The organism is Pseudohongiella nitratireducens, from assembly GCF_001642735.1.
Classification (GTDB): domain Bacteria; phylum Pseudomonadota; class Gammaproteobacteria; order Pseudomonadales; family Pseudohongiellaceae; genus Pseudohongiella; species Pseudohongiella nitratireducens.
In genome coordinates this window covers 230388-250403 of record NZ_LWHM01000031.1, presented here as the reverse complement: position 1 = coordinate 250403, position 20016 = coordinate 230388, and the positions used below count along the sequence as shown (strand labels likewise).

At 51.7% G+C, this 20016-nt stretch carries 18 protein-coding genes; 13 read left to right on the top strand and 5 right to left on the bottom strand.

What is annotated here, in order from left to right; translation table 11 throughout:
* Positions 1-179: 179 nt before the first annotated feature.
* The 5 genes from acnA to htpX are packed head-to-tail and all read left to right on the top strand — an operon-like array spanning position 180 to position 7853.
* Positions 180-2834: an aconitate hydratase AcnA gene (gene acnA, locus PSCS_RS11520; protein ID WP_068812237.1), complete on the top strand. Its 2655-nt coding sequence runs from the start codon at positions 180-182 to the stop codon at positions 2832-2834.
* Positions 2831-4222, top strand: a complete 1392-nt coding sequence (locus tag PSCS_RS11515) for a class II fumarate hydratase (protein WP_068812236.1) — start codon at positions 2831-2833, stop codon at positions 4220-4222. Before acnA ends, PSCS_RS11515 begins: the two co-directional genes overlap by 4 nt.
* Before the next feature lie 4 nt (positions 4223-4226).
* Positions 4227-5585, top strand: a complete 1359-nt coding sequence (locus tag PSCS_RS11510) for an NAD-dependent succinate-semialdehyde dehydrogenase (protein WP_068812235.1) — start codon at positions 4227-4229, stop codon at positions 5583-5585.
* Positions 5586-5622: 37 nt separating this feature from the next.
* Positions 5623-6960 (top strand): flavohemoglobin expression-modulating QEGLA motif protein, encoded by a 1338-nt coding sequence (locus PSCS_RS11505; protein WP_068812234.1) that lies wholly within the window; start codon positions 5623-5625, stop codon positions 6958-6960.
* 11 nt (positions 6961-6971) lie between these two features.
* Positions 6972-7853 carry a protease HtpX gene (gene htpX, locus PSCS_RS11500; RefSeq protein ID WP_068812233.1) on the top strand — a complete coding sequence of 294 codons (882 nt, stop codon included), beginning with the start codon at positions 6972-6974 and terminating at the stop codon, positions 7851-7853.
* Between the two features lie 43 nt (positions 7854-7896).
* Here the strand turns inward: htpX and PSCS_RS11495 are convergent, their stop codons facing one another.
* From PSCS_RS11495 to PSCS_RS11485, 3 genes are all read right to left on the bottom strand, one after another.
* Positions 7897-8169 (bottom strand): hypothetical protein, encoded by a 273-nt coding sequence (locus PSCS_RS11495; RefSeq protein WP_068812232.1) that lies wholly within the window; start codon positions 8167-8169, stop codon positions 7897-7899.
* 245 nt (positions 8170-8414) lie between these two features.
* Positions 8415-10160 (bottom strand): class I adenylate-forming enzyme family protein, encoded by a 1746-nt coding sequence (locus PSCS_RS11490; RefSeq protein WP_068812231.1) that lies wholly within the window; start codon positions 10158-10160, stop codon positions 8415-8417.
* Between the two features lie 153 nt (positions 10161-10313).
* Complete coding sequence (locus tag PSCS_RS11485; RefSeq protein WP_068812230.1) at positions 10314-11297, bottom strand: NADPH:quinone oxidoreductase family protein; 984 nt, start codon at positions 11295-11297, stop codon at positions 10314-10316.
* 136 nt (positions 11298-11433) lie between these two features.
* Here PSCS_RS11485 and PSCS_RS11480 point away from each other — a divergent pair, with 136 nt between their 5' ends.
* The 5 genes from PSCS_RS11480 to PSCS_RS11460 are packed head-to-tail and all read left to right on the top strand — an operon-like array spanning position 11434 to position 15063.
* The gene (locus tag PSCS_RS11480) at positions 11434-12282 is read left to right on the top strand and encodes a hypothetical protein (RefSeq protein WP_157885704.1); all 849 of its coding nucleotides are present in this window, start codon (positions 11434-11436) and stop codon (positions 12280-12282) included.
* A gap of 16 nt (positions 12283-12298) precedes the next feature.
* Positions 12299-12817: a ribosomal protein S18-alanine N-acetyltransferase gene (rimI, locus tag PSCS_RS11475; protein WP_068812228.1), complete on the top strand. Its 519-nt coding sequence runs from the start codon at positions 12299-12301 to the stop codon at positions 12815-12817.
* Entirely contained in the window at positions 12817-13641 is an 825-nt protein-coding gene (locus tag PSCS_RS11470) for a hypothetical protein (RefSeq protein ID WP_068812227.1), read from the top strand. The genes rimI and PSCS_RS11470 overlap by 1 nt, the downstream gene beginning before the upstream one ends.
* A gap of 40 nt (positions 13642-13681) precedes the next feature.
* Positions 13682-14776, top strand: coding sequence for a histidinol-phosphate transaminase (hisC, locus tag PSCS_RS11465; RefSeq protein ID WP_068812226.1), 1095 nt, complete (start codon positions 13682-13684; stop codon positions 14774-14776).
* A 41-nt stretch (positions 14777-14817) separates the two neighbouring features.
* The gene (locus PSCS_RS11460) at positions 14818-15063 is read left to right on the top strand and encodes a hypothetical protein (protein ID WP_068812225.1); all 246 of its coding nucleotides are present in this window, start codon (positions 14818-14820) and stop codon (positions 15061-15063) included.
* Here the strand turns inward: PSCS_RS11460 and PSCS_RS11455 are convergent.
* Positions 15028-15510 carry a hypothetical protein gene (locus PSCS_RS11455; RefSeq protein ID WP_157885703.1) on the bottom strand — a complete coding sequence of 161 codons (483 nt, stop codon included), beginning with the start codon at positions 15508-15510 and terminating at the stop codon, positions 15028-15030. The two genes, PSCS_RS11460 and PSCS_RS11455, sit on opposite strands and share 36 nt — an antisense overlap.
* A 493-nt stretch (positions 15511-16003) precedes the next feature.
* On the opposite strand from PSCS_RS11455, the gene PSCS_RS11450 reads away from it, so the two are divergent.
* Positions 16004-16651 (top strand): hypothetical protein, encoded by a 648-nt coding sequence (locus tag PSCS_RS11450; RefSeq protein ID WP_068812223.1) that lies wholly within the window; start codon positions 16004-16006, stop codon positions 16649-16651.
* 7 nt (positions 16652-16658) lie between these two features.
* Here the strand turns inward: PSCS_RS11450 and PSCS_RS11445 are convergent, their stop codons facing one another.
* Positions 16659-17258 (bottom strand): copper resistance CopC family protein, encoded by a 600-nt coding sequence (locus PSCS_RS11445; protein WP_068812222.1) that lies wholly within the window; start codon positions 17256-17258, stop codon positions 16659-16661.
* 209 nt (positions 17259-17467) lie between these two features.
* On the opposite strand from PSCS_RS11445, the gene PSCS_RS11440 reads away from it, so the two are divergent.
* Positions 17468-18991, top strand: coding sequence for a c-type cytochrome (locus PSCS_RS11440; RefSeq protein WP_068812221.1), 1524 nt, complete (start codon positions 17468-17470; stop codon positions 18989-18991).
* Positions 18988-19950 carry a hypothetical protein gene (locus PSCS_RS11435; RefSeq protein ID WP_157885702.1) on the top strand — a complete coding sequence of 321 codons (963 nt, stop codon included), beginning with the start codon at positions 18988-18990 and terminating at the stop codon, positions 19948-19950. Before PSCS_RS11440 ends, PSCS_RS11435 begins: the two co-directional genes overlap by 4 nt.
* The last annotated feature ends 66 nt before the right edge of the window (positions 19951-20016 follow it).

Here is a 20016-nt window from a genome sequence, read left to right as displayed (position 1 = left end):
CTCCAAGATTTCGTTAATTCCAGACTGAATATTGACTGTAAATCTTACCTGTTCTGATATGGTATATCCACTATTGTGCTCAGTCGCCACATACCCGGTGCTGAGTTATACTGAAGTCAATTAGCGATAAATCGTGCTCGCAGAAGCAGCATGAATGATAGCCAAAGGAGATCGGTGTTATGGCAGCGTCAAACGCACTACCGGATACACGTCGGCAACTGAAGGTTGGCGATCGCAGTTACGAAATATTCAGCCTGGAGGCTTTACGTGACAGTGGGTTCGGAGATCCGGCCAAACTGCCTTGCAGCCTCAAAATCCTGCTTGAAAATCTGCTTCGCCACGTTGAACAGGGTTTTGCTGATGCAGAGGATGTTGCCAAGCTGCTTGCCTGGACAGAGTCGCGACAATCTGATCACGAGATCTCATTTATGCCTGCACGGGTGCTGATGCAGGACTTCACAGGTGTGCCTGCCGTTGTGGATCTGGCTGCTATGCGAGATGCCGTTAACTTGCGTGGGGGCGACCCTGAAAAAGTTAACCCACTCAATCCGGTGGATCTGGTGATCGACCACTCGGTCATGGTGGACAGGTTCGCGACTGAGTCAGCCTACGAAGACAATGTCGAAATCGAAATGGATAGAAACCGGGAGCGGTATGAGTTTCTGCGTTGGGGGCAGGAGGCATTCAATAATTTCCGTGTCGTGCCACCAGGTACAGGGATCTGCCACCAGGTCAACCTTGAGTACCTGGCCAAGTGTGTCTGGTCAGCAGAAGTCAATGGCCAAATGCGAGCCTATCCGGACACGCTGGTCGGGACTGACAGTCATACCACAATGATTAATGGCCTGGCTGTGCTGGGTTGGGGTGTGGGCGGTATTGAAGCAGAAGCTGCCATGCTCGGGCAGCCAATTACCATGCGCATCCCGGAAGTGGTCGGCGTGCGTATGGAGGGGCGGCTTAAAGAAGGGGTGACAGCAACTGACCTGGTTTTAACCGTGGCTGAAATGTTAAGAAAACATGGTGTTGTCGGTAAGTTTGTCGAATTTTATGGCGATGGCATGGCGGAATTGTCGCTGGCTGACCGGGCAACGATTGCTAATATGTCTCCTGAATATGGTGCCACCTGTTGTTTCTTCTCTGCCGATGAAGAGACACTGCGGTACATGCAATTAAGCGGCCGTGATGAAGAAACGCTGGCGCTGACCGAGGCGTATTCCAAGGCTCAGGGGCTGTGGCGTGAAAAAGGTGTTGAAGCCGTTTACAGCAGTGATGTCATTCTGGGCCTCGGCACGGTAGAGCCAAGTCTTGCTGGGCCCGGTCGACCACAGGACCGTGTAGCGTTGACTGGTATGGCAGAGGCCACCAGAAAACAATACGGAAATCACAGCAAAACGGCCGTTGCCATGGATCACGGGAAATGGGTCATGGAAGATGGCCACGTCGTGATTGCGGCGATTACGTCTTGCACCAATACTTCCAACCCTTCCGTCATGATGGCAGCAGGGTTGCTGGCAAGAAATGCCCTGGCAAAAGGCCTTAAAGTCAAACCATGGGTCAAAACGTCACTGGCACCTGGTTCAAAGGTCGTGACGCATTATCTGGAAAAAGCCGGTTTGCAGGATCCGCTTGATGAGTTGGGATTTAACCTGGTGGGCTATGGCTGTACTACCTGTATCGGTAATTCTGGCCCGCTTCCAGATGATATTGAGCACGCGATTGATGAAGGCAAACTGACGGTGTGCTCGGTGCTATCCGGTAACCGTAACTTCGAAGGACGTATCCATGCCAAAGTGCGAGCTAACTGGCTGGCTTCACCGCCCCTGGTAGTTGCCTTCGCCTTGGCAGGTACCACTGAAATAGATTTATCCAAAGATCCGTTGGGAAAAAACGCTGATGGTCAGCCGGTTTATCTGCATGATATCTGGCCCACGACAGAGAATATCAAGGAAGCTGTCTCAAACGTCAGCCGTGATATGTTTGTCAGTGACTATGCTGATGTCTTCAACGGCAACCAGGCGTGGAACGACATGCCGGTTGCCAAAGGTGCGACATATAAGTGGAATGATGATTCAACCTATATCCAGAATCCGCCATTTTTTGCTGACGAGCTGGCTCCAGTGCCGGGGGATATCGAAGGTGCCAGAATTCTGGCCGTACTGGGCGATACCGTGACCACTGACCACATTTCCCCGGCTGGGGCTTTTGGCCAGTCGAGCCCGGCTGGTGAGTACCTGATGGCAAAAGGCGTCAAGCCAGGGGACTTTAACTCATACGGTTCTCGGCGTGGTAATCATGAAGTGATGATGCGCGGTACCTTTGCTAACGTGCGTATTCGCAATGAAATGCTGGACAACGTTGAGGGCGGTTTCACCAGACTGATGCCGGATGGTGAGCAGACCAGTATCTATGATGCTGCCATGACCTATGCGAAATCTTCGACGCCGCTGGTCGTGTTAGCCGGCAAGGAATATGGTACCGGCTCCAGTCGTGACTGGGCGGCCAAAGGGACTCGCCTGTTAGGTGTCAGAGCGGTAGTGGCTGAAAGTTTTGAGCGTATCCACCGCTCCAACCTGGCTGGCATGGGGGTGCTACCTTTACAGTTTCCGGAAGGTGTGACCCGCAAGACGCTGAAGATAGATGGCAGTGAGACCATCACATTGTCCGGCCTGGCACAGATCAGCACAGGCATGACCGTGACCATGACTGTCTCTTATACGGACGGAAAGTCCGAAACGGTTGATCTTCTATGCCGGCTGGATACGGCGGAAGAAGTGAAATACTACGAAAGTGGCGGGATTATGCCTTTCGTCGTTAACAAACTTATGGCGTCATGAGTACACGCCAGGAAACTGACAGCCTGGGAGTGGTAGAGGTACCAGCGGATGCGCTCTGGGGGGCGCAGACGCAACGCTCCCGGGAAAACTTTAAGATTGGCAATCATCGATTCGACGCTGCATTCATACGGGCCTTTATTCAGCTGAAAAAGGCTGCGGCTATAGCAAACAGCAAACTAGGCAGCCTGGATAGCGAAAGACGAGACCTGATTGCTCAGGCTTGCGACCAATTGCTGGCCGGGGATTGTTCGGGCCACTTTCCATTGTCAGTCTGGCAGACGGGCAGCGGAACGCAAACCAATATGAATGTCAACGAAGTCATCGCCAATCTTGGCAATGAGCTGGCGGGTGGTGTGCGGGGCAAATACACGCCCTTGCACCCGAACGACCATGTCAATATGTCGCAGTCATCGAATGATACCTTCCCCACAGTCATGCATATGGTTGCCTTGCAGGGCATGCATGAAATGCGCGACTCACTGGGAGACATCATAGAGACCTTGCTGGGGCTGGAAAAAAAGTTTGCTTCTGTGCTTAAAAGTGGCAGGACGCACATGATGGATGCCACGCCTGTGACATTTGCCCAGGAAGTGTCCGCCTGGCGATCACAATTACAGTTTTGTGATCAGCAGCTGTCTGACACTGCTCCAGTTGTCCGGCAACTGGCGATCGGAGGCAGCGCTGTTGGCACGGGTTTAAATACACACCCTGCCTGGGCAGCCACGGTAGTCGAAGAGCTGGCCCGTATCACAGATATTCCGTTTGTGGTGGCAGACAATCACTTTATGTTGCTTGCCGCCCATGAAGCACTGCTGACGTTGCATGGGCATTACAATACCCTGGCGACGTCGCTTTTCAAAATAGCCAATGATATTCGTTTGATGAACAGCGGTCCGCGCTGTGGTCTGGCTGAAGTGAAGGTTCCGGCCAATGAACCGGGTAGTTCCATCATGCCCGGGAAAGTCAATCCGACCCAGGCAGAAGCGCTGACCATGGTGTGTCTGCGTGTTATGGGCAACAACAGTACCGTCAGTATGGCGGGCAGTCAGGGGCATTTTCAGCTCAATGTGTTCAAGCCGCTGATCGTTCACACCTTGATGGAAAGCCAGCAACTGCTGGCCGATGCGATAGACAGTTTTGATCAGCATTGCTTGCAGGGTTTGCAGGTCAACGAAGCGGTGATGGCCAATTATGTGGCACGTTCACTGATGCTGGTCACTGCCCTGAGTCCGGTGATTGGTTATGAACAAGCTGCAAAAGCCGCAAAACATGCTGACCAGCACAGTGTCAGCCTGAAAGAGGCGGTGGTCGCCCTGTCGCTGATGAGTGCTGACGAGTTCGATGAAGCTGTTGATCCCGGGCGTATGACAGCCCCGGGAAAGGAGTAGAACGATGACACAGATGATCAGTATGAACCCTTACACGGGTAAACAGAATCAGGCCTATCAGTCATTTGACCTGGGACTGCTGGATGATGCTTTGTCGCGCGTATCACAAGCGCAAAAGGTCTGGGCTGAACAGTCCTTGGCAGCACGTGCGCAATATTTACAGAAACTGGCATCGCTGCTTCGGGAAAAAAAAGACGAACTGGCACGCCTGGCTACCTCGGAAATGGGGAAGACATTGAGCAGTGCTGCAGCGGAAGTCGAGAAATGTGCCTGGGTCTGCGAATACTACGCTGAGCAGGGTGCTGGCATGCTGGCCACAGAGAACGTCAGCGGAGAAGGCCTGGACGGAAAGGTGATGTATCAGCCAATGGGTGTGATCCTGGCTATTATGCCCTGGAACTTTCCGTACTGGCAGGTCTTCAGGTTTTTGGCACCGGCCTTGATGGCTGGTAATGCGGCGGTGCTTAAACACGCGTCCAATGTTCCTGGTTGTGCACTGGCAATTGAGTCTTTGTGTCGCGAAGCTGGGCTGGACGAGGACCTGTTCCGCACTTTGCTGGTCAGCGGCAGTGACAGTGCCCGCGTGATCAGGCATCCGTTAATACAGGCAGTCACCTTTACCGGCAGTACTGATGCTGGGCGTAAGGTGGCAGCTGAAGCAGGGCAGTATTTGAAGAAAACGGTACTGGAGTTGGGGGGCAGTGACCCTTATCTGGTCCTGGATGATGCAGATGTTGGCAAGGCGGTGGAAAGCTGTGTCACCAGCCGGCTGCTGAATAACGGTCAAAGCTGTATTGCTGCAAAACGGTTTATTGTTGACGAAAAGGTGTATGGTGCTTTTGTCGCTGGTATGGCTGATGCCATGGCTGCAAAATCCGTTGGCGACCCGATGCAGTCAGACATTGATATCGGACCACAAGCCCGGGATGATCTGAGTGAATCACTGGCGCATCAGGTAGAGGAGAGTATTCGACTTGGCGCGGTTCTGGTGACAGGTGGCAAACGAGAAGGATCGCTTTTCTGGCCAACTGTGCTAGGTGAAGTGAGGCCGGGTATGCCTGCTTTTGATGAGGAATTATTTGGCCCTGTGGCTGCTGTGATCCGTGCCAGGGATGAGGCAAGTGCTGTGGCACTGGCCAATCAGTCAGAGTTTGGTCTGGGCGGCGCTGTGTTTTCCCGGGATACTGAGCGCGCTGAGCGAGTCGCCAGGCAGTTACAGGTTGGTGCTGTTGCTATCAATGATTTTGTCAAATCAGACCCTCGTATGCCTTTTGGTGGTGTTAAAGCCTCTGGTTATGGTCGCGAACTCAGTGTGTTTGGCATTCGTGAATTTACTAATATCAAATCGCTTGTGACTGGCTAATACGATAGCCGAGCTTCGGTTTTCTGGAATTTTAATAATGGCAGTGAATGAATATCAGCAACAGGTCAAGGTGCTTTCTGACCAGTTGCTGGAGTTACAGCGCCCGATTCGTATTCTCGATGCAATCAAGTGGCCGTCAGAGGTCGAGAAGACATTTTTCAAAGACAAGGGGCGAGAGCTTCCCAGGCTACCGGAAAATCACTACCAGAATCAGGAGCTGGGTTTTGACCCGGTCCAGCAGCGCGATCGCTTTTTACACCTGAGACGAGAAACCCGTCGTAAACTGGGGCGAAGTGACGGTCTCGGGGGCATCCTGTGCCGGACGATTGATCAGTATCTGCTGGTTATCGATATGCTGGCTAACCGGGGAAGCCCCGAGTTTGGCCGATACAGCCGGGCGCTTTATGGCTCTGCCAGGGATCATCTGCGTGGTGACAGAAAAACCTTGCGGCAACTGGGAGAAAAGCTGGGTGAAATTTTTTCCATGCCAGGCGCAGCGCATCTCGTTCGCCCCTATGAAAAGAACATTTCGGCAACCGACGCAGTAGACATACTTCAGGATCGGCTGGGTAATTATTTTGACCCGGGCGATATCCGCGTCATTTTAAGCGATGGTATCGTCTCAGATGCAGCTGCCGGTGGTGATTACATCAAGATTAACCAGGATGCGTCTTTTACCGAGTTCGATTTGCAGGTGCTGGAAGTCCATGAGGGCTGGGTTCATGTCGGAACGACTCTGAATGGTCGCCAGCAGCCCTGGGCAACCTGGCTCAGTGTCGGCTCTCCCCGGGTAACAGCTTGCCAGGAAGGGCTGGCTGTACTGATGGAGACCCTGACTTTCAGTTCATATCCTGGCAGAGCCCTTAAAGTCAGCGACCGGGTCGTAGCGGTTGATATGGCAGAGCAGGGTGCTGACTTTCTCGATGTTTATCATTTTTTCACCAATCGTGGACTACCGCCTGCAGACAGCTATAAAATCACCCAGCGAGTATTCCGGGGGGGAACCTTGTCCGGCGGGTCGGTCTTTAGTAAAGACCTCTCCTATCTGCGCGGTTTCGTGGAAAACGTCAACTTTATTCGCAGTGCGATTCAATCGGGTGTGCCGGAAATATTGCCGATGCTTTTTGTCGGTAAGATCACGCTGGATGACATTCCGATTTTGTATCAGCACTACCTTGAAGGAACGATAACCGGCCCCCATTATATTCCTGAGATGTTTCGTGACCTGAACGGACTTTATGTCTGGTTTGGTTTTGCCAGCGGGATGTCGGTCATCAATATGGGCCGGGTTCAGCGACACTTTCAAACCCTGTTCGCGAAAATGCCAAAAGTTGCTCCACTGTACGAGAAAGTGATCGATTCTGCAGTTGACTGAGGGTACTTGATATGAAGCGTATTGCGCTGTTTTTGCTCACCAACCTGGCCATTGTGCTGGTACTGAGTATTGTTTTACGTCTACTTGGCGTTGAACAGATTCTGGCCGAGAACGGTACAGATCTTGATCTCAATGCTTTGCTGATTTTTTCAGCGGTTATCGGTTTTGGTGGTTCTTTTATCTCCCTGGCCATGTCCAAATGGCTAGCCAAGCGATCCACTGGTGCCCAGGTTATTTCTCAGCCGCGTAATGCGACGGAGCAATGGTTGTTGTCGACAGTGGCAGATCAGGCCAAACGTGCTGGTATCAAAATGCCGGAAGTGGCTATTTTCCCCTCGCCGGAAGTCAACGCGTTTGCGACCGGTGCGAGCAAGAACAGCTCACTGGTGGCTGTCAGCGCCGGGCTGTTGAATACCATGACCAAGGAAGAGGCAGAAGCCGTTCTGGCGCACGAAATATCGCACATCGCCAATGGTGACATGGTGACCCTGACTTTGATTCAGGGTGTGGTTAATACGTTTGTGATTTTCCTGTCTCGGGTGATCGGTCATTTTGTGGATCGGGTGGTATTTAAAACCCAGCAGGGTCATGGTCCGGCGTTCTGGATTACCTCTATCGTTGCTCAGTTGGTATTGGGTATTCTGGCGTCAGTGATTGTCATGTGGTTCAGTCGGCAGCGAGAATTCCGTGCTGATGCTGGCGGAGCATCGCTGGCAGGTCGTCAGAAAATGATTGCGGCACTGGAACGGCTGAAAATGGGACAGCCAACGCAGATGCCGGATGAGTTGGTGGCGTTTGGGATCAACCACAAAGCGAAGGATGCGTTTGGTAAACTGTTTATGTCCCATCCACCGCTGAATGAGCGAATAGAACGTTTACGTCAGGCGCGTTAAGCGCCTGGCGGTTCTAATGCACAGCGTCTGCTAAGCGGGACAATCAGTCGTCCAGCATGTCGTCAGCATTGTCGTATTGATAACTGATCTGATCATCGTCCCAAAGACGTTCATCATCCAGATCATCAAACTGAAGCTCACCGTACATGCGTTTCCAGTCCAGGCGCTCTTCAGTGCGGCGGCGCAATTCCGTCAGACGACGGCGCTGACCGTGCTTGGTTTCTGGCTCATCCTCAAACTCTGTATCTGCCAGCATACCTGCATCAAGGTAGTCTTTAGCGGAATCGCTAAAATCATCCCAGGATCGACCTTTCATAGTGATAACTCTCTGAAAAATTCCGGATTACGGAACCAATATGAGCATCTGGACAGCCGCAGAAAGCGTGTCCGCAGCAGCCAGCATCCCGCGATCAGAGCCCAGGGAAAATGCCCCGGAAACCAAACGCATGAGCCGGTTTTAAACCGGTAAATCGACTCTTTTGAAGTCGTTTTACCGGACAGGTCTTCACAAGGCGAATTATCTGTATAAATTGCAGTAATGCAAGTATTAAATGAAAAAAATTACAGAGACGATTGCTGTGCCAAAACTGCCTGGCGAATTTCTTTTTTGGCAATTTTGCCAGTGGCAATTCTTGGCAACTGAGCCGTCTGTAACTTAATGCAGGCGGGTACCTTGAAATGGGCTATTCTGGACTGTAAGAATGCCTGTAACGCTTCCACCGAGACAGCGTCTTCGCTTCTGATCTGCACTGATGCGGCGACAACTTCTCCCAGACGCTCATCAGGAAGGCCATAGACAGCGGCTTCACAAACAGCGGGGTGATCTGATAACGCGTATTCCACTTCAGCGCAGGCAATATTTTCTCCGCCGCGGATGACGATATCTTTGGCTCTGTCTTTGATAAACAGAAAACCGTGTTCATCCAGCAGACCGACATCACCGGTGTGGAAGAAGCCATCCTGCAATGCTTTTGCTGTTTCTTCCGGTTTCTTCCAGTACCCCTTCATGATGGTGGCACCTTTGATACAGATCTCACCGATCTCTCCGGCGGGCAGGATATTGCCACTTTCATCCTTGATTTGCACTTGTGTCACTGGTGGAGAAGGGCGGCCCGTGCTTTCCGGTTTGGAAAGGTAGAATTTGCCTGTAATGGTTGCACCAATGGCATTGGTTTCCGTCAAGCCATAGCCCTGGCCAGGCTGAATATGGTCAGCAAATTTATCCTGAATCAGTTTCAAGTGACCGGGTGGGCGGGCTGCACCACCGCTTTGCACGATACGTAAACTACGCAGGTCGGTTTTCTCGAAGTCCGGAGAGTTCATCACCTCCCAGGTCATGGTCGGTACACCATGCAGCACAGATATGCGCTCTTTTTCAATCAGTGCAAGGGCCTGTTCTGCATTCCACTTATACATCATCACGAACTTGCGCAGCATGACAAAGCAAAGCAGGAACTGCGCATGACATCCCGTGACGTGAAACAGTGGCACATTCGCCAGAATCGCTTCGGGGAATTCCGGGTTCTCTACCTTGATTTCGGGCCGCAGGGTTTCATTGGCATCGCGGACAAATATCCAGGTGTAGAGTGCGCTGATTATGTTTCGATGCGTGGACAAGACGCCTTTGGGGTTGCCGGTTGATCCCGAGGTATACATGATGGAGGCATCGTCGTCCGGCAAGACATTGATGGCAGACAGATCCACACTGTTTCTGGCAGCGAGTCCTTTTTCCACCAGTTGCGCAAAAGGCTGTGCCGGGGTGGGGAGCGCCTCCGTTTTGATGGCCACGGCTTCTACTGATAGTTGTGATCGTACCTGGCTTAGTTGCTCCAGTCGTTCATGGTCGGCGAATATGATTTTGGCGCCACTATCTTCAATCCCGTATGCCAGTTCCTTGCTTTGCCACCAGGAGTTCATGGGAACGGCAATGGCGCCTATGATAGTAATCGCCATGTATGCCAGGCACCACTCAGGATAATTACGCGAGCAGATGGCTACCCGGTCACCCTTGCCGATACCGTATTCCGTGATCAGCGCACAACTTATAGCCTCTGCTGTCTTCAATGCTTCGGCGAAGGTATAACGTTCGTCTGCATAGACCAGAAAATCCTGGTCAGCTGCCTCCAGCCCGAGCTGGTAAATACCGTGCAGGTTGGTAGCGACGTTTTTGAAAACGTCCATCTCTATGCCGTTGACTGTCTGTTTTTCGGTTTCCAGAATGGAACCCGGTTTCCGCAGGTTTGCGGCGATATCGCGGAGGGTCAGTAAATCTTGCTGGATTTGTTGCGCGGATAATACGTTCTTCATGCGATTGGACTTGCGCCCGCCTCTTATTCTCGTATTCTTTGACTACCCTAGGAACTGCTGACAGAACCTAACGAAGTAGAGCAATATATACGGCGGAATCGGGCGAGCGCAAGTAAATCGAACGAATGTTCGTATCAGTTTGTCGTGTGTCGCTTATTCCTGACGGATGGTCAAGGTGACTTTGCCCATTACCCGGCGCTCTTTGAAGACATTGAATGCCGACTCAAAGTCCTCAAAAGGGTAGGTCTGAGTGACAATCGGACGGATTTTCCCGTCACTGTACATTTGCAGCAATTCCTGGAAATTCTGCTCGTAGGCTTCGGGTTCCTCCTTGCGGAAGCGGCCCAGAAAGACGCCAACCATTGATGATCCTTTTAACAGGGCCAGGTTAGCGGGGTAGTTGGGAATTCTGCCACTGGTAAAACCGACAACCAGCAGGCGGCCATTCCAGTTGATACAGCGCGTCGCCTGGTCAAAAAGATCGCCACCGATCGGATCATAAATCACATCAGCGCCTTTCCCGTCAGTCAGAGCTTTGACCTTTTCTTTTAACTCACCATCGCCGTAGTTAAGCAGTTCATCGGGCCCGGCCTGCTCGATAAAGGTCAGTTTTTCATCACTGCTGGCGGCGGCAATGACCCGTGCACCCATCAGTTTGCCCAATTCAACGGCAGCCAGGCCCACGCCACCACTGGCGCCAAGGACAAGCAGCGTTTCGCCTGGCTGAATCCGGGCCCGCTGTTTCAGCGCATGGTACGATGTGGTGTAAACCATGGCGAAGCCTGCTGCGGTATTGAAGTCCATGTTATCCGGGATTTTCCGGACAGAGGACGCATTGCAACATACCTGTTCAGCCATGCCACCAATCGTTGATACCGCCATAACCCGGTCGCCTACTTTCAGGTTGCTGACTTCGCTACCCACATGAGAGACCACGCCACCGACTTCCGAGCCGGGGGTAAATGGCATGGGTGGCTGGAACTGATACTTTCCCTGGATCTGCAAGGTATCCGGGAAGTTAATGGATGCGGCATAGACATCGACAACCACCTGGTCTGGTTCTGGTATCGGTGAGTCAGTATCGCCAATGATCAGTTTTTCCGGTCCGCCGTATTCCTTGCATAGTATCGCTTTCATGGTATCCCCCCATTGAGTTTGCAACGATTCAAGCATGATTGTGAGAGACTGACAATATTACCTTTGGTGCACAAGGCAGTCAGTAACGTATAATAGGCAAGATGAAAAATACCTACGCGACAATATGACGATTAGTATGTTGCAACCACGCGAGCAACAGCGACGCCGGGTTCTCAGAGAGATGGGAATTACCCCCTGGTTTCCCCGCGAGGCATCCTCCACAGCTGCCCGGTCACATGATGTTATCTTCTCGTTGGAAGAGACACGTGCTGATGAGCCGGTGCCTAATAAAAGTCATACGACAGATAGTGCGTCCGCTGGTAAGTCGGGGGCTTTGACGCAGGCTCGTCAGTTGCTTAACGATGATGATCAGCACAAACAGCCGAGAGACAGGCTGCAAGATAGGAACCGTAAGCAGCAAGCTAGCGTAGAAGTCCCTGATGGTGGCGATATTGCCGATGTTCCTGACAACAACAGGGAAGTTACCCAGGCAGATGATACCGTTGTTACAAATCAGCCAGTGGCATTCAATTTCACCTGGGTGAATGTGGATGATCGGCTGGCATTGCTCGCCATGATGCCGGGAGCGGAAACGCGCATTCCGGCTGCCCAGCGCGATATGATGAAACGTATGCTGGTAGCGCTGGATCCTGGTATTGATACCTCGAACCTCAGGGCGCGGCTGTTTAGCTGGCCCATGCCGGGTCTGGCTATTCAGGATAGTGCTGCGGCGACCAGTGCGGTGAATGGTTTTGTCGCCAAACAGCTCAATGACAGGCCGGTAGCCAATCTGCTGGTGTTATCATCGGCACTACCGGTATTTTTGCCCTCGACAATAAAAACCGGACAACTTTCTGCCTGGGAGCCATTCAAAGTAGAAGTGCTATATACGCACGCCATGCATGAGATGGTGGACTCACCTTCAACAAAACGAGAAGCATGGCAGCACATGCAAGCTTTACGACAACGACTTTCAACAGGATAAGAAAAGAAACCCAAGCATGACAGAACTGGATCCAATTGCAGGACAGGCACCATCAATTGCTATCGGTCAGTCGCTCACTTGTCGCCGCATGACGGCTGAGGACCTTGATCAGGTAGTGCGTAATGAAAACCTCTCCTATGACAGCCCCTGGACTCGGCGAATCTTCCAGGATTGTATCAGTGCAGGTTATGAGTGCTGGGTGATATCAGACGGTATCAAAGTGCTTTGTCATGGGGTGTTAAGTGTTGCCGTTGGCGAAAGCCACCTGCTGACACTGTGCGTGCACCCACAGGCCCGTCGTCACTCGCTGGGGCGACAAATGCTGCGCAAGCTGCTAACAGAGGCCAGGGTGACTGGCGCGGCAGATTGTTTTCTTGAGGTTCGACCTTCCAATGAAGCCGCTCGTGGCCTTTATTACGAATTCGGGTTCATCCAGGTGGGCGAGCGACGTGGTTATTATCCCGCTTCGTCAATCCAGGATGACCGGGAAGACGCGCTGATCATGAGCTGTCGCCTGAATGAGGTGCAGCTTTAATGAGTGGCTCTCGCCGCTGGTTTGCAGTGGTTGGCCTGTGGTGGGTTTGCCTGAGTGTTCACGCCCAGCCTGGTGCTTTGCCGCAATTGAATACACACCAGCAGCAATGGATCGCAGACCAGATATTTCAAAATGAATGCGCGGGTCGGGAAGCCTGTCTGACCAGCTGGAATGCAGGAGAAGATTTCCCGTCTCTGGGTATTGGGCATTTTATCTGGTATCGCACCGGCCAGCAGGAAGCTTTTAAGGAAAGTTTTCCCGAATTGCTGGCCTTTTATGTCGCCAGTGGTGTTTCTTTGCCGTCCTGGATAGCCGGGTTAGCAGAATGGGATAACCCCTGGTCAGACCGGGAAACGTTTCTGGCCAGCCAGGATAGTGAGCGCATGCAGTCGTTACGGCAATTTTTGCTGGAGACACGACAGGTGCAGGCGGCTTTTATTGTCCAGCGTATGCGCAACAGCCTGGCTTTGATGCAGGCTCACAGTGATACCCCTGATGACCTGCAGCAACGCTTTGCCACTGTCGCCAATGCCGCTCCCCCTTATGGCATGTACGCACTGATTGATTATGTCAATTTTAAAGGAGAGGGCGTCTCGGCTTCAGAGAGATACCAGGGGCAGGGCTGGGGACTTTTGCAGGTGCTTGAGCATATGGATATGGCGGCATTGCAATCGGACTCAGGAGAGCAGGTGTTATCTGCATTTGCCAGGTCTGCAAGAGAGATTCTGGATCGCCGCATCGCTAATGCCCCTGCTGAACGTAATGAAATACGCTGGCGTGCCGGCTGGCATAAACGCACAGAAACCTATCTTCCTGGTGGGTAGCACTCCCGTCCCAGGGTTGGTATTGAAAAGGCAGTATGGAATGAGCTACGAGCGCAATAATATTCGTGACATGCAAGGTTATTCCTGGGGGGAGCAGCCCCGTCAGTCACGCGTTATCAAGTTGAACACGAATGAAAATCCCTATCCGCCGGCACCTGAAGTCGCGCAGGCGTTAACAGATGTCAATGTGGCCGAACTGCGTCGCTACCCGCCGCCATTTGCTGATGATTTTCGTGAGGTGGCTGCTGACTTGCACGGGGTCAGTCAGAACAACATTATGGCGACCAATGGTGGTGATGAGCTGTTGCGGCTTATTATCACGACATTTGCAGATGCGGGTGACACCATCGCCATGGCGGAACCCAGCTATTCTCTCTACCCTGTTCTGGCTGCAGTACAAAACTGTAAAATGCAGCGTATCCCGTTGAATGACGATTGGGGATTGCCGCAAGATTTTGCTGATCAGTTAAATGCCTCGGGTGCCCGTATTGCCTTTATTGTTAATCCGCATGCACCTACCGGTCGTTTGCTGTCAGCGCCTGAGCTGGCGCAAATTGCTGAGACATTCCAGGGGGTGCTGGTGATTGATGAAGCTTATGTGGATTTCATTTCGCCGGATATCAGCTACAACGCAGTACCATTGGTTAAGCAACTGGATAACGTGATATTGCTCAGAACCATGAGCAAGGGGTACTCTTTGGCCGGGTTGCGTTTTGCGTATGGCATCGCCAGCGAATCCTTGCTGGCTCCGATGCTGTTTAAAACCCGCGACAGCTACAATACTGACCTGATTTCACAGCGCCTGGCCACTGCCGCGCTCAAGTCTCAGGCTTATGCCAGGGAGTGCTGGCAAAGGGTTCGTGATGAGCGTAGTCGTCTGGCGTCAGCATTGTCTGACCTGGGCTTTGATGTGTTGCCCAGCCACAGTAATTTTCTGCTGGTCACCTGGGCTGCGAGGCAGGTGGGAGGTGAGCTATTGGATGCCAACGCGTTGTATCAGGCCTTGAAAGCCCAAGGAATACTGGTACGCTATTTTGCTCAGCCGAGGCTTCAGGACAAGCTGCGTATCACGGTAGGTACGCAGGAAGAGAATAATACATTACTCCAGGCCATTCGCGGGCTTGCGGGTCAGTGATGCACTGAGAAGCCCTGGTTAAGCTGCTAAACAGAGGATACATGGCAAAGAAACGTCTACTTTCGCATAAACTGCGCGCAACGTTGACTTTGGTATTGATTGCCGGGGCTGCTCTTTATGCCCTGGTGATGTCATATAACATCTCGACAGAAGAGCTGTTGAGTTTTTTTCTGGGAACGCTGCTTTTCCTGGGAATTATTCTGCTGTCAGCAGTGGCCATTGTGATTGTGATCCGCTTGCTCGCCGCCGGGTTACGTCGGCTGCGCGGTAGCAACGACCGTGATTGATTTCGCTATCGCGGTGTGGATAGCAAGTTCGACATGAGAAAATCCCCACTGCCCGTCATGCCAAAGTACCGTTACAACGGCATCAGCGCTGCCACGAGAGTATTGCGCTGATAATTGGTACTGCACCTGATAATCCGCTAACCACGGCCACCAGTGGCTGCTGCTGACTTCATAGCTGATGTCATTAAGGCTCTGCAGCTCTCCGGCACCCTCCAGCGCCATAAAGAGGTTGTAATAAGTCTCGGCATCGACTGTAGCAAACAATTCTTCATCAGCCGCATTAATGATCGGTGCAGCGCTTTTGGCTTCCATGGATGAGCGGATGATGGCCAGAATTTCATCATGCGTGTCTGTGATGCTTTGCCGATTGAGAAAACGACCGACAGAGTAAACCAATAGCAGTATCAAGAGAGCTGTAAAAAGCAAGGGAAAAGCGCGGTATTTCATTGACATCATCACTATCGGTTAAGGTTGGGACATTATAGGGTAAAAAACAGTAGTAAAAACAGACAGAAAAGCCAGTTTATTGCAGCTTCCTGTGAAATTCAGAAGGATTTATGCACACAGATGTCAGGCATGTCAACCAATTGCACAATTTCTTTTAAAAGTGCATTTTAGCCTATAAAAAAGCAATAACTTATTGAAATATAGCGATATTTGAATTGTACAAAAAATGATCAATTTGAGTTGAAGTACTGTATATCAGGCATTTCAGGCGTTTCTTATCAAGTTATCAACTGAGTTATCCACAGATTCTGTGGACAATCGCTCGAACTGAAGAAAGGTTCAGAAAAAATGTGCTTTGGCAAGACCTTGAATTGTTACTTTCGTGCCCATATCTCGTTACTGGCGGAAGCAATTTTACCGGCGGTTTCTTCTGGTGAATTGTGAGTAGTAATGCTATCGTAAACACACATGATTTTTGCAGGTTTTTCACATCATGGTTGAACTCTCCGGAAACATCCCTTTCCTTTGGCGACTCAGTGCTGAATCCAGTGATGGATTCTGTGCTGTTTCTATGGTCGTTCCTTTTGATTCGGAAGAAGACAATGAAGAGAGAAAAGATCTTACTATTGAAACTAGTGTGATGAGCTTTTCCTCAGACAGCTCCCGTAGTGAAAGAGAAGAGATGCTGGAATGGAACCAGGACGATATGAGCCTGTTCCTCAAGCTGGTGACGTTTCATCAGGACGGCGAATTCGCTGAAGCGACTGATTCCGTTCGTGTTGATTTGACGGATCCGGAAATTATTGAAATTATTCATGTTGTAGCCGCTGCCGGGTTCGGCACAGCCTATTCTTCGGCGGGTGTTATCCAGGATGCGGTCGGGCGCTTTCCGCCCCATGCCTGTGATGTTGGCAGTTTTGCGGCATTGAATACTGTGGCCGGTTTCAAGCGCTGTGTGGTTGTCGATATGGATAATGATGACGTGATCTGTGTACTGCTTGAGGATGTCCCTGGTGTGGAGCCGACCAGTGAGTACGAGAGATTAACGCGGCATGACCTGTTAATGGTGAAGCAGACCGATTTGCTCCACCCTGATTTCTGCCACTCAACGCAGCGGCCACGCCACGCGACACTTCACTGATGCCTGGCTAGTTGCCTTCTTTGCCTTCGGGTGAAGCCTCATCATTGGTGGCCGGTTGCTCTGACCTGCCACCAATCCGGACTGAGTCGGGTTGCTTGTTTTCGGGTGGCGTGAACGTTGATAAATCACTCAAGCGATAATCCGGTACCATTAACGTTTCCTCCTCTTCAGCAATGATTGAGCTGGGAACCACGGCATCCGGTCCAGCCGAGAAGAAAAACTGCCCTACCATCATGATTCGCTTCGAATCCAGGGCTGACCAGTCTATCTGGTAGTAATCCGAGTCTGGCAGTTCAGGCAATGGCCAGATAAACACACGGCTGGGAGTGGGATCGTAACGGAACCCGATATCGACCAGCTTTTCGATGTCATTGCGAAGCGCGAGTTTCATTAATGTCACTGGCTCACTGAATTGAAGAATGAGATCGCGAGGCTGTTCCGGTAAAACAGAGTCATCTTCCGGAATGGTTTCGAAGTTAACTGAGCCGGAATACTGATAACCGTGGTTGTGCTGGGCGTGACTGGTGGTTGCCAGTAATAACCAGCCAATCAGTATGCCTGGCAGAAAGTTGCCTGCCTTGAGCCTGTGTGCGGTCTGTCGAATCATCTCCCTTCCCATTACTGCTGAGTGTGTCCAGTTTATATCATTTTCAAATCGTGATCGGTATGGCCGAACTGACGGATTATTAGGTTTCTGTACGTTTTTTCAGAAATCCGTCAGCCTATTGCATGAATCAGCAAGACGGTGTTGTTGAAATCGTGTTCCAATGCTTCGTGAACCGTTAAACAATAATATAAAGGAGGTGTCCTGTGAGGATGCTGAAGCTTACCCGCCGAGGTCTATCCCGTGCCTTTCTGGCCAGCAGTGTGTTGAGCGCTGCCGGACTGATGATGCCAGCAGTATCATCTGCGCAACAAGGTACTGATGTTACATTCCATAAAGATATTGAACCCATTCTGCAGCGCGCCTGCCAAACCTGTCACCGTGACGGTGGGGTTGCGCCTATGTCACTGGTTACCTATGACGAAGTCGTACCTTTCGCTGGTCTGATCGAATACCGTACCGGTCTGCGAGACCGAGCGGGCGCTATGCCGCCCTGGTATGCGGAAAAAGAGGTGGGTATTCAGCATTACAAACAGGACCCTTCTCTGAGTGACGAAGAGCTGGCCGCTATTTCAGCCTGGGCTCGAGGTGGTGTACCCAAAGGTGATGTTGCTGATGCGCCAGAGCCTCTGAATTTCGATGACGCTGCAGGCTGGTCTGCAGGTCAGCCTGATCTGATTGTCCGCACTGAAGATATTACTGTAGAAGGTCAGGCACCTGACTGGTGGGGTAACATTCCCAGCATTCCCACAGGACTGGAAGAAGACCGTTATGTGAAATCTGTCGAAATCCGCGAAGTGAATGACCTGGATTTGGAAGCCGTTGGTGACACGGTCGGTGGTCGTAACATTGTCCACCATATGATCTGGAGCACACAGGTTCAGGATGAGAATGGACAGGCAACAGAGAGACCCGTTTCCTGGCCTGTTCATGAGATTGCCCGTAACCCTGACATCTTTGATGAAGATGCCGGTCGTTTGCTAAGAGCAGGCTCGGCCATTGTTTCTGATTCAGTCCACCTGCACGCTACGGGTGTAGACACGACCGGTCACTTGGAAATTGGCTTCCGCTTCCACCCGAAAGGCTACGAGCCTAAATACCAGCCGGCTATCATTGGTCTGGGTAATGGTGTGGATATCTCGATCGCCGGTAATGAAGATAACCAGGAACTGCATGCCTATGCGGTGCTTGATCAGCCAACCAAGATCGTGACATTCGAGCCACATTTGCACGCACCAGGTGAGCGCATGTGTCTGGAAGCCTCCTGGGGCTATACCGTTGAGACCCTGTCTTGTGTGGGTTACGACCATAACTGGGTACGTGGTTATGCCTTTGAGGCCGATCACCAGCCACTGCTGCCAAAAGGCACGGTGCTGCACATTGTTGGCTACATGAACAATACGGATACCAACCCGAATGTGCCTGATTCACGTAACTGGCAGGGTTCAGGTAACCGGTCTGTGACCAATATGTTCATCGACCTGGGTATGCGCGTTGCCATGTCAGAAGACGAGTTCTTCCAGGAAATGGCTGATCGCCGCCGAAATCTGAATCTGGGTCCGAATGACCATGTGATTGGTTGTCCGTTGTGTCTGGCACCGCTGGTCGCACCAGTTGAGTTGACGGAAGAAGACAAGGAAGAAATGTCGGACGCCAAGATTGACTACCTGACTATTAAAGACGAAGAAAAAGAAATCATGCCGCATATGGCCGTAGCGGGTTCGGAGGGAGAATGATGTTGAAAGCAGTAAACAATGCACTCAGCAGAGTGCATGCCATTGTGGCAACCGTTGTGTTGGGAGCGGCATTTATCGCCGCTCCGGTTTCTGCCCAGACCTATTTAAAGGGGCAGCACATCGAGCCAGCCTATGAAGGCTGGGAGCAGAACCCTGATGGCAGTTACAGCTTCATTTTCGGTTACCACAACGAAAACTGGGAAGAAGAGCTGGATATTCCTGTTGGCGAGAATAATTTCTTTAGCCCAGGCGCTGAAGATCGTGGTCAGCCTACTCATTTCCAGCCGCGTCGCAACCGCTTTACCTTCAAGGTACAAGTGCCAGAAGACTGGGGTGACCAGGAGTTAACCTGGACCATCACTTCGCCTAACGGTGAAACTCGCACCGCTTATGCGACACTGGATAAAGACTATGTTGTCGATCATGTTGTGATTGCCTCAGAAACCGGTTCGCTGGGTGCGGGTACCAGTACGCCTGAGTCTCGTGCCAATACGCCACCCCAGGTCAGTATCATTGGTGATACCGTTCGCAGTGTGCGAGTTGGTGAGCCGCTGGAGCTGCGTGTCCAGGTAACGGATGACGGGCTGCCCAAGCCAGGTCGTGTTGCCAGCTTGAACCGCGATGCCAGTCCCAGTGCGCAGCGTGAAATTCAGCGTTTCCTTCGTGCACCATCACGTGTGACTGTGGGCAAGGTTAACGGCCTGTTCCTGTCGTGGAGTGTGTATCGTGGCGAAGGTGAAACTGAGTTCATGCCTCAGCAGGTCAAGAGCTGGGAAGATACGCGCGCCAGTGCGAATTCGCCCTGGGGTGCCTACTTCAAGCCACCAGCCGTACCGGAAGATGGTGTCTATGAGTCATCTGTGACATTTAAAGAGCCAGGCCGTTATGTGCTTTGGGCTCGAGCTGATGACGGTGGTCTGTTCGCAGACCAGTATCTTGAGGTAAATGTTACACCGTAATCGACAATAAGTTCGGGACGAAAAACCCTGTGTTAATGCAGAGAAGTGGTCGCATTAGCGCAGGGT

Excerpts from the sequence above, each read along its gene's own strand:
- PSCS_RS11470 (WP_068812227.1), top strand. The coding sequence starts at position 12,817 with ATGAGTGGCTCTCGCCGCTGGTTTGCAGTGGTTGGCCTGTGGTGGGTT.
- PSCS_RS11450 (WP_068812223.1), top strand. The coding sequence starts at position 16,004 with ATGGTTGAACTCTCCGGAAACATCCCTTTCCTTTGGCGACTCAGTGCT.
- PSCS_RS11490 (WP_068812231.1), bottom strand. The coding sequence starts at position 10,160 with ATGAAGAACGTATTATCCGCGCAACAAATCCAGCAAGATTTACTGACC.
- PSCS_RS11485 (WP_068812230.1), bottom strand. The coding sequence starts at position 11,297 with ATGAAAGCGATACTATGCAAGGAATACGGCGGACCGGAAAAACTGATC.
- PSCS_RS11455 (WP_157885703.1), bottom strand. The coding sequence starts at position 15,510 with ATGAAATACCGCGCTTTTCCCTTGCTTTTTACAGCTCTCTTGATACTG.
- htpX (WP_068812233.1), top strand. The coding sequence starts at position 6,972 with ATGAAGCGTATTGCGCTGTTTTTGCTCACCAACCTGGCCATTGTGCTG.
- PSCS_RS11505 (WP_068812234.1), top strand. The coding sequence starts at position 5,623 with ATGGCAGTGAATGAATATCAGCAACAGGTCAAGGTGCTTTCTGACCAG.
- PSCS_RS11445 (WP_068812222.1), bottom strand. The coding sequence starts at position 17,258 with ATGATTCGACAGACCGCACACAGGCTCAAGGCAGGCAACTTTCTGCCA.
- rimI (WP_068812228.1), top strand. The coding sequence starts at position 12,299 with ATGACAGAACTGGATCCAATTGCAGGACAGGCACCATCAATTGCTATC.
- PSCS_RS11495 (WP_068812232.1), bottom strand. The coding sequence starts at position 8,169 with ATGAAAGGTCGATCCTGGGATGATTTTAGCGATTCCGCTAAAGACTAC.
- hisC (WP_068812226.1), top strand. The coding sequence starts at position 13,682 with ATGAGCTACGAGCGCAATAATATTCGTGACATGCAAGGTTATTCCTGG.
- PSCS_RS11510 (WP_068812235.1), top strand. The coding sequence starts at position 4,227 with ATGACACAGATGATCAGTATGAACCCTTACACGGGTAAACAGAATCAG.
- acnA (WP_068812237.1), top strand. The coding sequence starts at position 180 with ATGGCAGCGTCAAACGCACTACCGGATACACGTCGGCAACTGAAGGTT.
- PSCS_RS11435 (WP_157885702.1), top strand. The coding sequence starts at position 18,988 with ATGATGTTGAAAGCAGTAAACAATGCACTCAGCAGAGTGCATGCCATT.
- PSCS_RS11460 (WP_068812225.1), top strand. The coding sequence starts at position 14,818 with ATGGCAAAGAAACGTCTACTTTCGCATAAACTGCGCGCAACGTTGACT.
- PSCS_RS11440 (WP_068812221.1), top strand. The coding sequence starts at position 17,468 with ATGCTGAAGCTTACCCGCCGAGGTCTATCCCGTGCCTTTCTGGCCAGC.
- PSCS_RS11515 (WP_068812236.1), top strand. The coding sequence starts at position 2,831 with ATGAGTACACGCCAGGAAACTGACAGCCTGGGAGTGGTAGAGGTACCA.
- PSCS_RS11480 (WP_157885704.1), top strand. The coding sequence starts at position 11,434 with ATGTTGCAACCACGCGAGCAACAGCGACGCCGGGTTCTCAGAGAGATG.